General features: G+C 70.9%; 16 protein-coding genes and 2 tRNA genes. 10 read left to right on the plus strand and 8 right to left on the minus strand.

Annotated features, from left to right (window positions below; genetic code table 11):
• Nucleotides 1-299 precede the first annotated feature (299 nt).
• From ACFY6U_RS47710 to ACFY6U_RS47720, 3 genes are all read left to right on the plus strand, one after another.
• Nucleotides 300-761 carry a molybdenum cofactor biosynthesis protein MoaE gene (locus tag ACFY6U_RS47710; protein ID WP_390048957.1) on the plus strand — a complete coding sequence of 154 codons (462 nt, stop codon included), beginning with the start codon at nucleotides 300-302 and terminating at the stop codon, nucleotides 759-761.
• 117 nt (nucleotides 762-878) lie between these two features.
• A complete protein-coding gene (locus ACFY6U_RS47715; protein ID WP_390048789.1) occupies nucleotides 879-1,043 on the plus strand; it encodes a hypothetical protein in 165 nt (54 codons plus the stop codon).
• A gap of 70 nt (nucleotides 1,044-1,113) precedes the next feature.
• Complete coding sequence (locus ACFY6U_RS47720) at nucleotides 1,114-2,211, plus strand: PDZ domain-containing protein (protein ID WP_390048791.1); 1,098 nt, start codon at nucleotides 1,114-1,116, stop codon at nucleotides 2,209-2,211.
• Nucleotides 2,212-2,281: 70 nt separating this feature from the next.
• Here the strand turns inward: ACFY6U_RS47720 and ACFY6U_RS47725 are convergent, their stop codons facing one another.
• Complete coding sequence (locus tag ACFY6U_RS47725) at nucleotides 2,282-2,824, minus strand: PPA1309 family protein (RefSeq protein ID WP_390048793.1); 543 nt, start codon at nucleotides 2,822-2,824, stop codon at nucleotides 2,282-2,284.
• A 187-nt stretch (nucleotides 2,825-3,011) separates the two neighbouring features.
• Between ACFY6U_RS47725 and ACFY6U_RS47730 the strand changes: the two genes are divergently transcribed.
• From ACFY6U_RS47730 to ACFY6U_RS47745, 4 genes are all read left to right on the plus strand, one after another.
• Nucleotides 3,012-5,981: a UPF0182 family protein gene (locus ACFY6U_RS47730; RefSeq protein WP_390048959.1), complete on the plus strand. Its 2,970-nt coding sequence runs from the start codon at nucleotides 3,012-3,014 to the stop codon at nucleotides 5,979-5,981.
• 55 nt (nucleotides 5,982-6,036) lie between these two features.
• Nucleotides 6,037-6,110 (plus strand) — tRNA-Met (locus ACFY6U_RS47735).
• 271 nt (nucleotides 6,111-6,381) lie between these two features.
• On the plus strand, nucleotides 6,382-8,226 hold the full coding sequence (locus ACFY6U_RS47740) for a sel1 repeat family protein (protein WP_390048795.1): 1,845 nt from the start codon (nucleotides 6,382-6,384) through the stop codon (nucleotides 8,224-8,226).
• Nucleotides 8,227-8,310: 84 nt separating this feature from the next.
• Nucleotides 8,311-8,384: transfer RNA gene (locus ACFY6U_RS47745), tRNA-Met, on the plus strand.
• A 136-nt stretch (nucleotides 8,385-8,520) separates the two neighbouring features.
• On the opposite strand, the gene ACFY6U_RS47750 is transcribed toward ACFY6U_RS47745, so the two are convergent.
• The 3 genes from ACFY6U_RS47750 to hisN all read right to left on the minus strand — a co-directional run bounded on the left by ACFY6U_RS47750 (nucleotide 8,521) and on the right by hisN (nucleotide 10,533).
• On the minus strand, nucleotides 8,521-8,940 hold the full coding sequence (locus ACFY6U_RS47750) for a Fur family transcriptional regulator (protein WP_351489614.1): 420 nt from the start codon (nucleotides 8,938-8,940) through the stop codon (nucleotides 8,521-8,523).
• Nucleotides 8,941-9,147: 207 nt separating this feature from the next.
• Nucleotides 9,148-9,540, minus strand: coding sequence for a cyclic nucleotide-binding/CBS domain-containing protein (locus ACFY6U_RS47755; RefSeq protein WP_294008774.1), 393 nt, complete (start codon nucleotides 9,538-9,540; stop codon nucleotides 9,148-9,150).
• A gap of 192 nt (nucleotides 9,541-9,732) precedes the next feature.
• On the minus strand, nucleotides 9,733-10,533 hold the full coding sequence (hisN, locus tag ACFY6U_RS47760; RefSeq protein WP_390048798.1) for a histidinol-phosphatase: 801 nt from the start codon (nucleotides 10,531-10,533) through the stop codon (nucleotides 9,733-9,735).
• A 219-nt stretch (nucleotides 10,534-10,752) separates the two neighbouring features.
• On the opposite strand from hisN, the gene ACFY6U_RS47765 reads away from it, so the two are divergent.
• Entirely contained in the window at nucleotides 10,753-11,361 is a 609-nt protein-coding gene (locus ACFY6U_RS47765) for a TetR/AcrR family transcriptional regulator (protein WP_390048960.1), read from the plus strand.
• Between the two features lie 82 nt (nucleotides 11,362-11,443).
• Here the strand turns inward: ACFY6U_RS47765 and ACFY6U_RS47770 are convergent, their stop codons facing one another.
• The 4 genes from ACFY6U_RS47770 to ACFY6U_RS47785 all read right to left on the minus strand — a co-directional run bounded on the left by ACFY6U_RS47770 (nucleotide 11,444) and on the right by ACFY6U_RS47785 (nucleotide 15,074).
• Nucleotides 11,444-11,767, minus strand: coding sequence for a multidrug efflux SMR transporter (locus tag ACFY6U_RS47770; RefSeq protein ID WP_093499187.1), 324 nt, complete (start codon nucleotides 11,765-11,767; stop codon nucleotides 11,444-11,446).
• A 76-nt stretch (nucleotides 11,768-11,843) separates the two neighbouring features.
• Nucleotides 11,844-12,854 carry a ribosome small subunit-dependent GTPase A gene (rsgA, locus tag ACFY6U_RS47775; RefSeq protein WP_390048800.1) on the minus strand — a complete coding sequence of 337 codons (1,011 nt, stop codon included), beginning with the start codon at nucleotides 12,852-12,854 and terminating at the stop codon, nucleotides 11,844-11,846.
• A gap of 11 nt (nucleotides 12,855-12,865) precedes the next feature.
• A complete protein-coding gene (aroA, locus tag ACFY6U_RS47780; protein WP_390048802.1) occupies nucleotides 12,866-14,194 on the minus strand; it encodes a 3-phosphoshikimate 1-carboxyvinyltransferase in 1,329 nt (442 codons plus the stop codon).
• 157 nt (nucleotides 14,195-14,351) lie between these two features.
• Complete coding sequence (locus tag ACFY6U_RS47785; RefSeq protein ID WP_390048804.1) at nucleotides 14,352-15,074, minus strand: M50 family metallopeptidase; 723 nt, start codon at nucleotides 15,072-15,074, stop codon at nucleotides 14,352-14,354.
• A 105-nt stretch (nucleotides 15,075-15,179) separates the two neighbouring features.
• On the opposite strand from ACFY6U_RS47785, the gene ACFY6U_RS47790 reads away from it, so the two are divergent.
• Both ACFY6U_RS47790 and ACFY6U_RS47795 read left to right on the plus strand, forming a co-directional pair.
• Nucleotides 15,180-15,995, plus strand: a complete 816-nt coding sequence (locus tag ACFY6U_RS47790) for an SOS response-associated peptidase (protein WP_390048806.1) — start codon at nucleotides 15,180-15,182, stop codon at nucleotides 15,993-15,995.
• 15 nt (nucleotides 15,996-16,010) lie between these two features.
• Nucleotides 16,011-16,637, plus strand: a complete 627-nt coding sequence (locus tag ACFY6U_RS47795) for an alpha/beta family hydrolase (RefSeq protein WP_390048961.1) — start codon at nucleotides 16,011-16,013, stop codon at nucleotides 16,635-16,637.
• Nucleotides 16,638-16,660: the final 23 nt, after the last annotated feature.

A 16,660-nucleotide genomic window follows, 5' to 3' on the forward strand; every position in this document is an offset into this window, starting at 1 on the left:
GGGGGCTGCCGCCCCCGGACCCCCGCTTCGGCCTGAACGGCCTCGTCCTCAAACGCCGGACGGGCTGGTGGGGGTGCGGACCGGCTCTCGTCCTCGAACGCCGGTCGGGCTGGTGGGGGTGCGGACCGGCTCTCGTCCTCGAACGCCGGTCGGGCTGGTGGGGGTGCGGACCGGCTCTCGTCCTCGAACGCCGGACGGTCTTCGTCCTCAAGTGCTGTAGGAGTCTCCGAAGACACACGCGCGTGTGCCTGGTGTTGGTCGTATTCCGTGTGGTCCTGGGCTTGCGGCACCATGGGGGTATGGCTGCTGTGAGTGATCATCCTGGGGAGCGGGGCGCTGTCGATCCCGTGAAGCTGATCGGGATTCGGGAGAGTGCGCTCTCCGTGGACGAGGTCTTCGCGGCCGTGGGGGACGACGCGGCCGGTGGGATCGCGCTGTTCGTGGGTACGGTGCGGAACCACGACGGGGGCGCCGATGTGGACGCGCTCGGGTATTCGTGTCACCCCAGTGCCGAGGACGAGATGCGGCGGATCGCCGAGAAGATCGTCGCCGAGTACCCGGTGCGGGCGCTGGCCGCCGTGCATCGGGTGGGGGACCTGCGGGTGGGTGATCTCGCCGTGGTCGTCGGTGTGTCGTGTCCGCATCGGGGGGACGCCTTCGAAGCTTGTCGAAAGCTGATCGACGACCTCAAGCACGAGGTGCCCATCTGGAAGCACCAGAAGTTCTCGGATGGGACGGAGGAATGGGTCGGAGCCTGCTGACGGGCCCCTGTCCGGCCTCCGCTTGCGTAACCGTACCCCCCGCGTGAGCGTTGTCGGTACGGGTGATTAATCTGCTGATCAGTCAGTCGCGGACGCTCATGGGGTTGGGAGGTCGGCATGGCGGCGCTCGTGTGGTTGCTGATTCCGCTCGTGGCGGCGATCGGTGCCGGTCTGTGGGGCAGCTGGGCCAACCGGACCAGGAGAGCGCGCAGCGACGGGCCTGAACTCGACGGGTACGCGCGCTTCCGCGAGGCCATGGAGAAGTCCCGCTCCGGCAGCTGAGGGCAGCCGGGGCGCGTGTGACGGGTGGCCCTGACGGTGCGCTGACAGACCCGTCCCGTACTGTCTTGGCATGCCACGCCGCACCGCGACGATGCTCGCCTCCACTCTGATGCTGATCGCGCTCCTGTGCGCCGGAGTGCTCATCAACGTGCCGTACTCGGAGATGTCTCCCGGCCCGACGGTGAACACGCTCGGGGACCACGACGGCGAGCCGGTGCTGCAGATCTCCGGTCACAAGACCTACGCGACCTCCGGGCATCTGAACATGACCACGGTGAGGGTCACCAGCGCCGACTACAAGATGAACCTCGTCGAGGCCGTCTACGGGTGGCTCTCGCACGACAACAAGGTCGTGCCGCACGACACGCTCTACCCGGACGGCAAGACGGAGCAGCAGTCCACCCAGGAGAACGCCGAGGAGTTCAGCCAGTCCCAGGAGAGCGCCAAGGTCGCCGCGCTGAAGGAGCTGGACGTGCCGGTGAAGTCCTGGGTGATCGTCGCCACGGTCCTCAAGGGCTCGCCGGCCGAGGGCAAGCTGCACGCCGGTGACGTGATCAAGGCCGTCGACGGCACGGCGGTCAAGCAGCCGGCCGATGTCGCCACGCTGGTGACCAAGCACAAGCCCGGCCAGGACGTGGTCTTCACCGTCGTGCCGGCCAAGGAGCAGGCCGCCGCCGAGAAGGCGAACAAGACGGCCACCAAGACCGAGAAGGTCACCGTCACCACGACCACCTCCGACGACAGCGGCGAGAAGCGCGCCATCGTCGGGATCTCCGCCGGGACCGATCACACGTTCCCGTTCTCCATCGACATCAAGCTCGCCGATGTCGGCGGACCGAGCGCGGGCCTGATGTTCTCGCTCGGGATCTACGACAAGCTCACCCCGGGCAGCCTCACCGGCGGCAAGTTCGTCGCCGGTACCGGCACGATCGACGACGACGGCACGGTCGGCCCGATCGGCGGCATCTCGATGAAGACCATCGGGGCGCGCAGCAAGGGCGCCCAGTACTTCCTGACCCCGGCCGACAACTGCGCCGAGGCCGCCAAGGACACCCCGAGCGGGCTCACCCTCGTCAAGGTGAAGACCATCGACGACGCCCTCGGCGCCCTCAAGGACATCCGCAGCGGGGACACCGGCGCCCTGCCGAAGTGCACCGCCAAGGGCTGAGAGGGCGTACACGCAGCCGGGGGCGCCCTTCCTGACGAGGGGCGCCCCCGGCTGCCGTCCGGCGGCGGCCTCAGTCCTCGAACGTCGCCTTCAGCGCGTCCGCCAGGCCCGGGACCAGGTCGGGGCCGGTGAGTACCTCCGTCGGGGAATCCTTCTCGCGCAGCCGCACCGCCGAGTCGCGGCTGCCGTCGCGCAGCACGGCGACCGTCATCCGGACCTCCTGGCGCTCGGGGTGGCTCGCCACCCACGTGGCCAGCCTGGCGTCGCTCAGCCCCTCGGGGACCTGGGACTCGGCGGACGGCGGCAGCATCAGCCGCTCCACCGTGAGCGCGCAGCCGGCCACCGCGTCCGGCCAGGCGATGGTGCCCAGGAACTCGTCCAGCGCCTTGTCCGTTGGCACTTCGTCCTGCTCGATCGGGGTGAGACCGGTGGTCGCGGGCTCGTCCTCCAGACCGAGCTGGGCGGCGAGAGCCGGTTCCTGGGCGCGCAGCCGCGCGGTGTCGACGAGGGCGAAGAGGCGAGCGGGCTGGTCCCAGCCGAGGCCGGAGGCGTACTCGTCGATCTCGAGCACGGCCCGGGTGAGCGGGTTCGCTGCCATGGGAGTGTTGGACATGGTCACAATCCTGCCTCGTTCATGGCCGGAATCGGGAACCGAGTAAGCCGTGAGTAAGTTGCATAGGTGTGGCCCCGCGATCACGGGGGGACACGTCCGGCCGGCGAACAAGAGGGCCTGACGCAACAACAGCGGATCAACAGCGGATCAAACAGCGAACTTCGAGGTGCGCACCTTGGCATTCCAGATGCCGGACCGCGGCGGAGGCCCGACGGGGCCACGGATCAGAGCGACCGGACGTCCGTCCCGGCGGGTCCGGACCCTGCTCCTGACACTGGGCGTCCTTGCCGTGCTCGGCATGGCCTTCACCATGTTCGCGGGCTTCTGGACGGACTGGCTCTGGTACCGGTCGGTGCACTACTCCTCGGTGTTCACCACCACCCTGTGGACCAAGATCGGGCTGTTCGCCGTCTTCGGTCTGCTGATGGCGGCCGCGGTGGGCTTCAACATCTGGCTGGCGCACCGGCTGCGCCCCCCGCTGAGCGCCATGTCCATGGAGCAGCAGAGCCTCGACCGCTACCGGATGGGCATCGCGCCGTACAAGAGGTGGCTGCTGCTCGCGGTCACCGCGCTGGTCGGGTTGATCGCCGGTGCGTCCGCGGCCGGCCAGTGGCGCACCTGGCTGATGTGGGTCAACGGCGTGCCCTTCCACCAGAAGGACCCGCAGTTCCACCTCGACGTCTCCTTCTACGCCTTCGACCTGCCCTGGTACCGCTTCCTGCTGGGCTTCGGCTTCGCCACCGCGATCCTCTCCCTGATCGCCGCCGCGCTCACCCACTATCTGTACGGCGGGCTGCGCGTCACCAGCCCCGGCGCGCGCGCCACCGGTGCCGCGACCGGCCATCTGTCGGTGCTGCTCGGCTTCTTCGTCGCCCTCAAGGCGGTCGCCTACTGGCTCGACCGCTACGGACTGGCGGTCAAGTCCAGCGACTTCAAGGCCACCGGCAACTGGACCGGTCTCAGATACGTCGACGCGAACGCCTACCTGCCCGCCAAGACCATCCTGTTCTGCATCGCCGTCATCTGCGCGCTGCTCTTCTTCGCCACCCTGTGGCGGCGCACCTGGCAGCTGCCCGTCATCGGCTTCGGCCTGATGGTCCTCTCCGCGATCCTCATCGGCGGCCTCTACCCGGCGATCGTCCAGAAGTTCCAGGTCCAGCCCAACGAGCAGGCCAAGGAAGCCCCGTACGTCCAGAAGAACCTCAAGGCGACCCGCGAGGCGTACGGCATCGACGACACCAAGGTGACCGAGTACAAGGGTACGAGCACGACCACGGACAAGGCCAAGCTCCGGGACGACGTCGACGCCACGGCGAGCATCCGGATCATGGACCCGAACATCGTCTCGCCCACGTTCCAGCAGCTCCAGCAGATGCGGAACTACTACGCGTTCCCGACCAACCTGGACGTGGACCGCTACACCAAGGACGGCAAGGTCCAGGACACCGTCATCGGCCTGCGCGAACTGAACCTGGCCGGCATCCCCAAGAACAACTGGATCAACGACCACTTCCGCTACACCCACGGCTACGGCGTGGTCGCCGCCAAGGGCACCGAGGCGGACGACCAGGGCCAGCCCGTCTTCACCGAGTCCGACCTGCCGTCCACGGGTGACCTGGGCACGTACCAGCAGCGCATCTACTACGGCGAGAAGACCAACACGTACTCGATCGTCGGCGGTCCCCAGAAGGAGATCGACTACTCCGACGACAACGGTGAGAAGCTCACCAGCTACGCGGGCAAGAGCGGGGTCAGCCTCTCCAGCCCGATCAACCGCGCCGCGTACGCGGTGGCGTTCAACGAGCCGCAGATCCTGTACTCGGGCGCGATCGGCAAGGGCTCGCGGATCCTGTACAACCGCACGCCCAAAGAGCGGGTCGAGGCGGTCGCCCCCTGGCTGACCATCGACGGCGACGCGTACCCGGCGGTCGTGGACGGCCGTATCCAGTGGATCGTCGACGCCTACACGACGTCGAACGGCTATCCCTACGCCTCCCGGACGACCCTCGGCGACACCACCGCCGACTCGCTGACCGCGACCAACAACTCGCGCGCGGTGGTGGCCCAGCAGAACCAGGTCAACTACATCCGCAACTCGGTGAAGGCGACCGTCGACGCGTACACCGGCGAGGTCAAGCTCTACCAGTGGGACACCGAGGACCCGGTGCTGAAGACCTGGATGAAGGCCTTCCCTGGCACGGTGCAGCCCAGGAGCGCCATCTCGCAGGACCTGATGGCCCATCTCCGGTACCCGCAGGACCTGTTCAAGGTGCAGCGCGAACTGCTCACCCGCTACCACGTGACGGACGCCCAGACGTTCCTGACCGGCAGCGAGGTGTGGCAGGTGCCCGACGACCCGACCAACAAGTCGGGCGACGCGGTGCCGCCGTACTACCTGAGCATGAAGATGCCGGACCAGAGCGCGCAGACGTTCTCGCTGTCGACGACGTTCACGCCCAACGGCCGTGACAACCTCAGCGCGTTCATGTCGGTCGACTCCGAGGCCGGTTCGACGGACTACGGCAAGATCAGGATCCTGAAACTGCCGACCAGTACGACTGTCGACGGACCCAAACAGGTCCAGAGCAAGTTCAACTCCGAACAGGAGATCGCGGCCGCCATCAAACTCCTCAAGGGCGGCGACTCCGAGGTCGAGTACGGCAATCTGCTGACCGTGCCACTGGACGGGGGCCTGCTGTATGCGGAGCCGGTCTACGTCCGCGGTGCCGGGGTCAAGTACCCACTGCTGCGCAAGGTGTTGGTCACCTACGAGGGCAAGACCGTCTTCGAGAACACCCTCGACGAGGCGCTCAACAAGGTGTTCGGTGCGGACGGTTCCGATACGGGGTCCTCGGACACCGGGACGACCTCGCCACCGACGTCGTCCGGCAACCCCACGGTGCAAGCGGCGCTGGACGACGCCCAGAAGGCCTTCGAGGCGGGCCAGGAGGCCCTGAAGAAGGGCGACTGGACGGCGTACGGCAAGGCGCAGGACGAGCTGCAGGACGCGCTGAAGCGGGCCGAGGAGGCCCAGTCGAAGGCCGACAGGACCGGTGGCGGTGCGACGGCGAGCAGCAGCCCGAGTCCGGGCACGGGAGCGAGTGCAAGCCCCAGCAGCAGTCCGAGTCCCGGCGGGAGCTCCAGCCCGAGCGGCTGACCCCGAGCTGGTGATCAAGCCCGGCCCGCGCCGTGATACGGTTTCACCACAACGGCGCGGGGTGGAGCAGCTCGGTAGCTCGCTGGGCTCATAACCCAGAGGTCGCAGGTTCAAATCCTGTCCCCGCTACTGAAGTCGAAGGCCCGGATCCTCTTGGGATCCGGGCCTTCGCGCGTGCGCGTGGACCGGCAGCCGGGCCGCTCGTGGTGTCCGGCCGAACGGCCCCCGGTGTCCGGACGGGCGGCGAACGCATGTACCGGTGGATGGGGTCGCCGTGCCGCTGTGGGGAGTTGAGTGAGGTGTGTTTGACTTGTCGTTCTGTGGGCATGTCGACAAAACGCTGAAGTGACCTCACGGTCTGCGGTATACGTGGTGTACCCAGGTTGCAGGTGGTGCGACGATGAACGTTATGGGGGACAAGGCAACTCTGTTCGAGACAGGGCGATTTGTGCAGCCTTCGGGCGAGGAGCCGACCCGCGACGAGGCCGCCGAGGCCGCTGAGGAGGCACGTCACCGGCTCCAGGCCGAGGCCGGTGACGTCGAGTCGATGAGTGTGCTCGGCGCCATGCTGCTGCGCCGTGGCGACCTCGACGGGGCCGAGCCGCGGCTGCGCGCTGCCACCGCGGCCGGTGACCGGGCCGCCGCCAACAACCTCGGTGTCCTGCTGCACCAGCGGGGCTACCCCGAGGAGGCCGCCGGCTGGTGGCGGATCGCCGCCGTCGCCGGATCCGCGGCCGCCGCCCACGCGCTGGGCCGCCACCACCGCGAACGCGGCGACGAACCCGCCGCCGAGTACTGGCTGCGCCAGTCCGCCGAACAGGGCCACGCGCTCGGCGCCTACGCGCTGGCCGACCTGCTGGAGCACCGGGGGGACACGGACGCCGGACAGTGGATGCGGGCCGCCGCCGAGCGGGGGCACCGGGAGGCGGCGTACCGGCTGGCGCGCGCGCTCGACCGCCGGGCGGCCGTGCGCGAGGACGGGACCGGGTCCGACAACGGTGTCGACACGGAGACCGGGCCCGCGGAGGGCGCCGAGGCCGACGAGGCCGAGCAGTGGTACCGGCAGGCCGCCGCCCGCGGCCACCGGCGGGCCGCGCTGCACCTCGGCGCGATCCTGGAGAAGCGCGGCGAGCTCAAGGAGGCCGGGCGCTGGTACCTGACCTCCGCCAAGGACGGCGAGGCCCGGGCCGCCTGCGCGCTCGGCTTCCTGCTGCGCGACGCCGGAGACACCGAGAGCGCCGCCGTGTGGTGGCTGCGGGCCGCGCAGGACGGCGACGGCAACGCGGCGAACGCGCTCGGCGCACTGCACGCAGAGCGCGGCGAGACGCAGACCGCCGAGCGCTGGTACCGGGCGGCGATGGACGCCGGCGACGACAACGGGGCGTACAACCTCGGGCTGCTCTGCGCCGAGCAGGGGCGGACCGCGCAGGCCGAGCAGTGGTACCGGCGGGCCGCGTACGCCGGGCACCGCGAGGCCGCGAACGCGCTCGCCGTCCTGCTGCTCCAGGTCGGCGACACGAGCGGCGCCGAGCCGTGGTTCTCGAAGGCCGCCGAGGCGGGCAGCGTGGACGCCGCGTTCAACCTCGGGATCCTCTACACCGGGCGCGGCGAGGACCGGGTCGCGCTGCGCTGCTACGAGCAGGCGGCCGCCGCCGGGCACACCGAGGCCGCCCTGCAGGTCGGCATCGTCCGGCTCCGCGAGGGCGACGAGGCCGCCGCCGAGCGCCACCTGCGGTGCGCGGCGGGCGGCGGCAGCGCCGAGGCCGCCTACCGGCTCGCCGCCGTCCTCGACGCGCGCCGGCCGCCGGTGTCCGAGCACGAGCTCGGCGAGTCGTCCCTGAACGTGAAGACCGAGTGCGAGGAGTGGTACGAGCGGGCCGCCACGCAGGGGCACCGGCGGGCCCAGGTGCGGGTCGGGATGCTGGCCGCCGCGCGCGGGGACGTGGTGGAGGCGGCGCGCTGGTACCGGACGGCGGCCGAGGCCGGGTCGCGCAACGGCGCGTTCAACCTCGGGCTGCTGCTGGCCAGGGAAGGCAGCGAGCCGGAGGCGGCCGTGTGGTGGGAGCGGGCCGCCGACGCGGGGCACGGACGGGCGGCGTTGCGCCTCGCCCTGGTCTACGCGCGTCGTGGCGAGCTCGCGGTCGGGCAGCGGTGGGCCGACCGGGCGGTGGCGCTGGGTCCGGCGGAGGTGACCGAGCGGGCGGGGCGGCTCCGGGACGCCCTGCGGGAGGAGCTCTCGGCCTAGGTCGGGCGTTCCCGCAGGTCAGGAGGGCTGACCGGTATTGATTTGCCTCCGCCCGCGTCCCTCACGTAGTGTTGCGTTCATCGACGCGGGGTGGAGCAGCTCGGTAGCTCGCTGGGCTCATAACCCAGAGGTCGCAGGTTCAAATCCTGTCCCCGCTACTGAAGGCCGAGGGCCGGAGTCCGGAAACGGACTCCGGCCCTCGGTGTTTTCCCGGACCGGCGCTCATCGAGCCGGAGCACGGCGAAGGCCCCGGCGCTCGTCACGAGCACCGGGGCCTTCGGGAACGTTCGTTCGTCAGACGGCCGCCGCGCAGTCCGGGCACAGGCCGCGGTAGGTCACCTCGACGTCGGAGACCGTGAAGCCGAACCGCTCCGAGGCGGGGAGATCGGCCATCGGGTTGCCGGTCGGGTGGACGTCGCGGATCGAGCCGCAGTGGGCGCAGACCAGGTGGTGGTGCGGCCGGTGCGCGTTCGGGTCGTACCGCTTGGCGCGCTTGTCCGTCGAGACCTCGAGGACCTCGCCGAGCGAGACCAGCTCACCCAGCGTGTTGTAGACGGTCGCCCGGGAGATCTCGGGGAGCTTGGCCACCGCTCTGGCGTGCACCTCGTCGGCCGTCAGATGGACGTGCTCGCCGTCGAGTACCTCGGCTACGACGCGTCGCTGCGCGGTCATCCGCCATCCGCGTCCACGCAGCCGTTCCAGAAGGTCACTCATGGCATTCAGCCTAACAGCAGGGCCCCCTTTTTCCGAACAGGTGTGACTTTGGAACCCTGCTTGACTTGGACTAAGTCCAATATGGGATGGGCTCGGGACCGGCAAAGCGACAGGGCGACTACCGTCAGGCCGACGGAGGCTTCGGCAAGCGGCTGGAGGCCGCGGTCCAGGCCCTCCCCCGGCCCGTTCGGCGTGCCCGGACAGCCTCTAGACGGGTTCCGGTGCGCGGGCCGGGGCCCAGCAGCGGATGATGTCGCGGACCGAGACGATGCCGGCCGGTTCGCCGCCGTCCAGGACGATCAGATGGCGGAAGCCGCCGTGGGCCATCGCCCGGGCCGCCTCCTCCAGCGTCCAGGTCGGGGTGGCGAACACGACGTCGTTGGTGGTGTGGGCGTGGATGGGTTCCGTGTCGGGGTTCTGGCCGAGGCCCACGGAGTTGAGGATGTCGCGTTCGGTGAGGATCCCGATGCCGCCGGCGTCCGGGTCGTGGACGATCGCCGCGCCCACGCGGCGCGCGGACATCAGGGCGGCTGCCTGGCGGAGGGTGTGGGCGGGGCCGACGGTGAGGACCACCGTGCTCATGGCGTCACGGACGAGCATGAAAGTGCCACCTCCTGGGGAAATCGCCGGGATAGTTCAGCGATTCACAAATGCACAAGTGAGGGTTCTCTCAGGGTGGCAGGTAAAGCGCGGGTCAACAAGGGGGTGCGTGCAGCCAATTGAGGGCGCACGCGCTCATATGTGAGGGGAGTAGTGAGTCCGTTTGTGCCCGTTGTGCCTCAGAAGGCCGTTTCAGTAACGCTGGGTGAGGTACGACAGCAGCTCGTCGTGGAGCAGGCCGTTGGACGCGGCCGCGTTGCCGCTGTGCGGGCCCGGACGGCCGTCGAGGCCGGTGAAGGTGCCGCCGGCCTCCGTCACCACGATCGCGTTGGCCGCCATGTCCCACAGGGACAGCTCCGGCTCGGCGCAGATGTCCACGGACCCCTCGGCGACCATCATGTACGGCCAGAAGTCGCCGTACGCGCGCGTGCGCCACACCTCGCGGGTGAGGTCCAGGAAGCCGTTCAGCTGCCCGCGCTCCTCCCAGCCGCTGAGCGAGGAGTACGCGAAGGACGCGTCGGCCAGTCTCGAGACCTTGGAGACATGCAGGCGGGTCGCCGAGGACAGGCTGCGGCCGGTGAAGGCGCCGTGGCCCTTCGCGGCCCACCAGCGGCGGCCGAGCGCGGGGGCGGAGACCAGGCCGACAACCGGCTGGTAGCCGCCCTCGGCCGCCTCCGTCAGGGAGATCAGGGTCGCCCAGACCGGGACGCCGCGTACGTAGTTCTTGGTGCCGTCGATCGGGTCGACCACCCAGCGGCGCGGGCCGGTGCCCTCGATGCCGTACTCCTCGCCGAGGATCGCGTCCCGCGGGCGGGCGCGCTGCAGCTGGCTGCGGATCAGTTCCTCGGCGGCCTTGTCCGCCTCGCTCACCGGGGTCATGTCCGGCTTGGTCTCGACCTTGAGGTCGAGGGCCCTGAAGCGGTCCATGGTCACGGCGTCGGCCGCGTCCGCGAGCACGTGGGCGAGACGCAGGTCATCGAGGTAGTCCGGCATGTGACGAACGGTATCTGCCGGGGTGGGCGCGGGGCTACAAGGGGAGCCGGGCGATACCGGCAAGTGATCGGGCGGTGACCTCTGTTGGACTGCGGTACGCCTGTGGCGCGCCCGCGCGTGTTGGCCGAAGGGCGCCCCCCGGTGCCTTCGCGAACCCTTGACAGTCGATTCGTGCGCGTCAAATCTGGGCGCAGAGTCGCTCGCCCCAGGGAGGCGATGATGCCTGCTGCCCGGGAATCCCTTCTGGACGCCGCGTATGCGGCGCTTGCGCGCCGGCCGTGGGCTGCCGTGCGGATGGTCGACGTGGCGGCGGCGGCCGGGGTGTCCCGGCAGACGCTGTACAACGAGTTCGGCAGCAAGGAAGGCCTGGCGCGGGCGCTGGTGCGCAGGGAGGCCGACGGGTATCTCGCGGGCGTGGAACGGGCGTTGGGGAGCCATGCCGAGGGGCGGGAGCGCCTTACGGCGACGGCCGAGTGGATGGCGGTGGCGGCTCGGGAGAACGTGCTGGTACGGGCGATGCTCACGGGGTGCTGGAGCGAGCGGTTGCCGTCGCCGACGCTGTCCGCGGTGCCGTCCTCTTCGGCGGTGCCGGCGCAGCGGAGGGCGGACGGGCCGTTGCCTTCGCCCGGGGACTTCGTGCAGATCGTGCGGGACCGGGCGGTGGCGGTGCTTTCCGGGGCGGGGGCCGGCAAGGGGAACGGTGAGCTGGCCCGGTCGTGCGAGCTGGTGGTGCGGCTCGCGTTGTCGTGTGTCTCGGCGCCGCCGGGGGAGGGTGCGGGTGGGGTGGCGGAGTTGGTGCGCGGGGCGCTTTATCGGCAACCCGTGTGAGGGAGGGGTGGTGCGGGTTGTGGATTGGCTGCGGGTGGGTGGGGGTTGATCGCGCAGTTCCCCGCGCCCCTGACGGGGCGCTTCAGTGGGCGGAGCCGGACAGCTGGAGGCCGATCACGCCCGCGATCACCAGGCTGATGGAGATGATCTTCAGGGTGGAGACGAGGTCGCCCAGGAAGACCATGCCGTAGATCGCCGTGCCTGCCGCGCCGATGCCGGTCCAGACCGCGTAGGCCGGGCCCACGTCCAGTTTCTTCAGGGACAGGGTCAGGAGGCCGAAGCTGCCCAGGGCGAAGGACGCGAAGGCTATCGTCGGCCATAGTCGGGTGAAGCCGTGGGAGAGCTTGAGGCACACGGCGAAGCCGGTCTCCAGGATCCCGGCCACGATCACCAGCAGCCACGCCATGTGCTGTCCTCCCGTATGTCCAGCTCGGTGCGATTATGCACTTACCGAACTCCGGTCAAGGCAAACACCCCGGTGGTCAGTCGCCTTCCTTGCGGTCCCGGGTCGCCAGCAGCCGCCGCAGCGAGTAGAGGCGGGCCGGGTCCGCGTGACCCTCGGCGACCCACTCGTCCAGCGCGCAGTCCGGCTCGTCGTGGCTGCACGCGCGCGGGCAGTCCGCGGTGCCGGGCTCCAGGTCGGGGAACGCGTGGATCACGCGGGACGGGTCGATGTGGGCCAGGCCGAAGGAGCGCACGCCCGGGGTGTCGATGACCCACCCCTCGTCGCCGGAGAGCGGGAGGGCCAGCGCCGAGGTCGTGGTGTGGCGGCCGCGTCCGGTCACCGCGTTGACATGACCGGTCGTACGACGGCGGTCCTCCGGGACCAGGGCGTTCACCAGCGTGGTCTTGCCGACGCCCGAGTGGCCGACGAACGCCGTGATCTTGCCGTCGAGATGGTCCCGGACCCAGCGGGCGGCTTCCCCCGCCGCCAGCTCCTCGCGGCTCGTGACCACGTACGGGATCTCCAGGTCGCCGTACAGCTCCAGGAGCTTGTCCGGCGGGGCCAGGTCCGACTTGGTCATGACCAGCAGGGGGGTGAGGCCGCCGTCGTAGGCCGCCACCAGGCAGCGGTCGATCAGGCGGGGGCGGGGCTCGGGGTCGGCCAGGGCGGTGACGATGGCCAGCTGGTCGGCGTTGGCGACGACCACGCGCTCGAACGGGTCGTCGTCATCGGCGGTGCGCCGGAGCACGGACGAGCGGCCCTCGATCCGCACGATCCGGGCGAGGGTGTCCTTCTTGCCGGACAGGTCGCCGACCAGGGCCACCCGGTCACCGACCACCGCCGCCTTGCGGCCCAGTTCACGTGCCTTCATCGCCAGGATCGTCCGGTCCTCGACCAGACAGGTCAGCCGCCCCCGGTCGACGGTGAGGACCATCCCCTCGGCCGCGTCCTCGTGCTTGGGGCGGATGTTGGTCCGCGGCCGGTTGCCCTTGCGGTTGGGGCGGGCGCGGATGTCGTCCTCGTCGGTGTGCTTGCCGTAGCGGCGCATGGTGTACGCCCCTACGCCCCGTCGCTCCCGAGCATCCCGGTCCACAGGTCGGGGAAGTCCGGCAGGGTCTTCGCCGTCGTCGCCACGTTCTCGATCTGTACGTCGGCCACGGCGAGGCCGATGATCGCGCCGGCCGTCGCCATGCGGTGGTCGTCGTAGGTGTGGAAGACGCCGCCGTGCAGCGGGCGCGGGCGGATGCGCAGGCCGTCGGCGGTCTCGGTGACGTCGCCGCCGAGCTCGTTGATCTCCTTGGTGAGCGCGGCCAGCCGGTCCGTCTCGTGCAGCCGCAGGTGGGCGACCCCGCGCAGGGTGGAGGGGGTGTCCGCGAGGGCGGCGACCGCCGCGATGCCGGGGGTCAGCTCGCCGACGTCACCCAGGTCGACGTCGATGCCGTGGATCCGGCCCGAGCCGGTGAACTCCAGGCCGTACTCGGTCAGTTCGCAGGAACCGCCCATCTCGGTGAAGATCTCGCGCAGCCGGTCGCCCGGCTGGGTCGTCCGGGACGGCCAGTCCGGGATGACGACCCTGCCGCCCGTCACCAGGGCCGCGGCGAGGAAGGGCTGGGCGTTCGAGAGGTCCGGCTCGACCGTCAGGTCGCGGCCCAGCAGGGCGCCGGGCGTGACCCGCCAGACGTTCGGCTCGCCGCCCGACTCGGGGGTGTCCACCTGGGCGCCGACCGCGCGCAGCATGTCCACCGTCATGCGGATGTGCGGGAGGGAGGGGAGGGTCGCGCCGGTGTGGCGGACCTCCACGCCCTGGTTGAAGCGCGGGCCGGACAGGAGGAGGGCCGACACGAACTGGGAGGAGGACGAGGCGTCGACGGACACCGGGCCGCCGTCCAGGGCGCCGCTGCCGTGGACGGTGAGGGGGAGCGCGCCGCGGCCGTCGTCGTCGATGCGGGCGCCGAGGGCGCGCAGGGCGTCGATCACACCGTGCAGGGGGCGTTCGTACGAACGGGGGTCGCCGTCGAAGCGGATGTCGCCCGCGGCGAGGGTGGCGACGGGCGGGAGGAACCGCATCACGGTGCCGGCGTTGCCGACGTCGACGGTGGCGGGGCCGCGGAAACCTGCGGGGAGCACCCGCCAGGCCTCGCCGGAGCCGTCGGGGCCCACGCCCTCGTCGATGCCGACGCCCATCGCGCGCAGGGCGCCGGCCATCAGCAGGGTGTCGCGGGAACGGAGGGGGCGGCGCAGCCAGCCGGGTTCGGAGGCGAGGGCGGCGAGGACGAGGGCGCGGTTGGTGACCGACTTGGACCCGGGCACGTGAACCGTCGCGTCGACGGCTCCGCGCGCGTGGGGGGCGGGCCAGAGGGCGGTTGGTGCGGTGGGGTTTGCGGCCATGGGGTCACTTTAGTGCGCGGCCGGGGTCGGGGTGCGGTGGCGGTGGGCTGGGGTGGTCGGCCGGGTGCGGCGCCGTGGGGGCTGGTCGCGCCCGCGCGGCGGAGCCGCACATCGAATACAGCCCCGCGCCCCCTGACGCCTGCCCCTTCGGGGCGCGTCATACCTCCAGCAGCCAGCGCCCCCCGCCGATCAGCGAGCACAGGGACACCGTGTGGAAGAGGAACAGCCATACGCCCGCCGGGAGATGGGTCAGCCTCGACAGCTGGTCCGCGTCCGAGTCGCCCGCGCCGCCGCGGGAGCGCTTCGCCTGGAGTTCGAAGGCCGGGCGGACTCCGCCCAGCAGGAGGAACCACACCACCGCGTACGCGAACGCCGCCTGCACCTGCGGTCCGGCCAGCCAGGACACCAGCAGGAAGGTGCCGCCCGTCAGGAACACCGTCAGGACGCCGTACGCGTTGCGGATCATCACCAGCATCACCACGAGCAGGGCCGTGGCGAGCCAGAGCAGAAGGGTGATGCGGCCGGCGCCGAGGAGGGCCGCGCCGCCGAGGCCGAGCAGCGGGGGAGCCGTGTAGCCGGCCGCCGCCGTGAGGATCATGCCGATGCCGTGCGGCTTGCCCCGGCTGAGGGTGAGGCCGCTGGTGTCGGAGTGCAGCCGGATGCCGGTCAGCCGGCGGCCGGTGAGCAGGGCGGTCAGGCCGTGGCCGCCCTCGTGGGCGATCGTGATGGCGTTGCGGGATATCCGCCACAGGTTGTGCGGGACCACCACCGCGACCGCGGCGGCCAGGGTCGCGAGCACCACCCACAGATCGGGATCGGACTGGGTACCCGTCAGACGGTCCCAGAGGTCGGGCAGCGCGAGGGCGGCGGTGCTCTCCATGGTGCGGTGATTACTCCCTCTGGTCGGTCCAAAAGGTGTCGGCGCGTAGCGCCGTCGTTGGGGGGTGGTGGTCGGGCGACGGGCGGGCCTGGCAGTGTTGCACGTATGTGCGGACGGTATGCATCCAGTCGTGGGCCCGAGGATCTCGCAGGAATCTTTGAAATAGAGAAGTGGGAGCCCGAGGAGACCCTGGAGCCCGACTACAACGTGGCTCCGACCAAGGAGGTCTACGCCGTCCTCGACCGTCCGGTGAAAGACGCCGGGGACCCCCGTCCGGTTCGCCAGCTGCGCAAGCTCAAGTGGGGGCTCGTGCCCTCCTGGGCCAAGACGCCCGAGGGCGGCGCCCGGATGATCAACGCGCGGGCCGAGACCGTGCACGAGAAGCCGTCGTACCGCCGCGCCTTCGCCACCCGCCGCTGCATCCTGCCCGCCGACGGCTACTACGAGTGGGTCACCGCCCCGGAGGAGCGGGACCTGGAGGTCGAGGGGAAGAAGAAGCGGCCGCGCAAGCAGCCGTACTTCGTGCTCCCCGCCGACGGCTCGGTGTTCGCGATGGCCGGGCTGTACGAGTTCTGGCGGGACCGGACGCTGCCCGACGAGCACCCGCTGGCCTGGTGGGTGACGTGCTCGGTGATCACCACGGAGGCGGAGACCTCGCCGCTGGCCGTGGCGCCCGCGGAAGGGCCGCGGTCGCTGCACGACATCCACCCCCGGATGCCGCTGATGCTGACCCCGGACCGCTGGGACGCCTGGCTCGACCCGGCCCGGACGGACGTCGAGGACCTGCGTTCGCTGCTCGCCCCGCCGCCGGAGGGCCTGATGCGGGCCTACCCGGTCTCCACGGCCGTCAGCAACGTCCGCAACAACAGCCCGGAGCTGCTGAAGGAGCTGGAGGGGCCCGAGGAGGGCACGCTCTTCTAGCCTTCTGGCGTGACTATGTCGAAGATCGTCGGTACGGAGGCGGGGGACGCCCGCATCACCTGGCACGAGGCGGAGCGGGCGCGGCTGGTGCTGGCCGTCGGCCATGGGGCGGGCGGGGGCGTCGAGGCACGGGATCTGCAGGCGGTCGCCGCGGTCCTTCCCGGCCACGGTGTGACCGTCGCGCTCGTCGAGCAGCCCTGGCGGGTCGCCGGGAAGAAGCTCGCGCCCGCGCCGAAGACGCTCGACGTCGGCTGGCGCGGGGTGTGGCCCGCGCTCGCCGCGCCGGGGCTGCCGGTGGTGTCCGGCGGGCGCAGCGCCGGGGCCCGGGTCGCCTGCCGTACGGCGACGGAGCTGGGGGCGGTCGGCGTCCTGGCTCTCAGCTTTCCGTTGCACCCGCCGGGGAAGCCGGAGAAGTCGCGGGCCTCGGAACTGCTCGGGGCCGGGGTGCCCACGCTCGTCGTGCAGGGCGGGAACGACCCGTTCGGGAAGCCGGCCGAGTTCCCGGAGGGGGAGTACCAACTCGTCGAGGTGCCCTACGGGGATCACGGGTTCGCCGTACCCAAAAAGGCGGAGATCGGGCCGGAACAGGCAGTGACCATCATCACGGACGCGGTCGTCGCATGGACCGCGTCCCTCGGGTGACGCCCGGGAATGTTGCGCGGCGG

Origin of the sequence: Streptomyces sp. NPDC013157, from assembly GCF_042899865.1 — a bacterium.
Lineage (GTDB): Bacteria > Actinomycetota > Actinomycetes > Streptomycetales > Streptomycetaceae > Streptomyces.

What these genes read in the sequence shown, in the direction of transcription:
- ACFY6U_RS47710 (WP_390048957.1), top strand. Translation starts at nt 300, where the DNA reads ATGGCTGCTGTGAGTGATCATCCTGGGGAGCGGGGCGCTGTCGATCCC.
- ACFY6U_RS47715 (WP_390048789.1), top strand. Translation starts at nt 879, where the DNA reads ATGGCGGCGCTCGTGTGGTTGCTGATTCCGCTCGTGGCGGCGATCGGT.
- ACFY6U_RS47720 (WP_390048791.1), top strand. Translation starts at nt 1,114, where the DNA reads ATGCCACGCCGCACCGCGACGATGCTCGCCTCCACTCTGATGCTGATC.
- ACFY6U_RS47725 (WP_390048793.1), bottom strand. Translation starts at nt 2,824, where the DNA reads ATGTCCAACACTCCCATGGCAGCGAACCCGCTCACCCGGGCCGTGCTC.
- ACFY6U_RS47730 (WP_390048959.1), top strand. Translation starts at nt 3,012, where the DNA reads ATGCCGGACCGCGGCGGAGGCCCGACGGGGCCACGGATCAGAGCGACC.
- ACFY6U_RS47740 (WP_390048795.1), top strand. Translation starts at nt 6,382, where the DNA reads ATGAACGTTATGGGGGACAAGGCAACTCTGTTCGAGACAGGGCGATTT.
- ACFY6U_RS47750 (WP_351489614.1), bottom strand. Translation starts at nt 8,940, where the DNA reads ATGAGTGACCTTCTGGAACGGCTGCGTGGACGCGGATGGCGGATGACC.
- ACFY6U_RS47755 (WP_294008774.1), bottom strand. Translation starts at nt 9,540, where the DNA reads ATGCTCGTCCGTGACGCCATGAGCACGGTGGTCCTCACCGTCGGCCCC.
- hisN (WP_390048798.1), bottom strand. Translation starts at nt 10,533, where the DNA reads ATGCCGGACTACCTCGATGACCTGCGTCTCGCCCACGTGCTCGCGGAC.
- ACFY6U_RS47765 (WP_390048960.1), top strand. Translation starts at nt 10,753, where the DNA reads ATGCCTGCTGCCCGGGAATCCCTTCTGGACGCCGCGTATGCGGCGCTT.
- ACFY6U_RS47770 (WP_093499187.1), bottom strand. Translation starts at nt 11,767, where the DNA reads ATGGCGTGGCTGCTGGTGATCGTGGCCGGGATCCTGGAGACCGGCTTC.
- rsgA (WP_390048800.1), bottom strand. Translation starts at nt 12,854, where the DNA reads ATGCGCCGCTACGGCAAGCACACCGACGAGGACGACATCCGCGCCCGC.
- aroA (WP_390048802.1), bottom strand. Translation starts at nt 14,194, where the DNA reads ATGGCCGCAAACCCCACCGCACCAACCGCCCTCTGGCCCGCCCCCCAC.
- ACFY6U_RS47785 (WP_390048804.1), bottom strand. Translation starts at nt 15,074, where the DNA reads ATGGAGAGCACCGCCGCCCTCGCGCTGCCCGACCTCTGGGACCGTCTG.
- ACFY6U_RS47790 (WP_390048806.1), top strand. Translation starts at nt 15,180, where the DNA reads ATGTGCGGACGGTATGCATCCAGTCGTGGGCCCGAGGATCTCGCAGGA.
- ACFY6U_RS47795 (WP_390048961.1), top strand. Translation starts at nt 16,011, where the DNA reads ATGTCGAAGATCGTCGGTACGGAGGCGGGGGACGCCCGCATCACCTGG.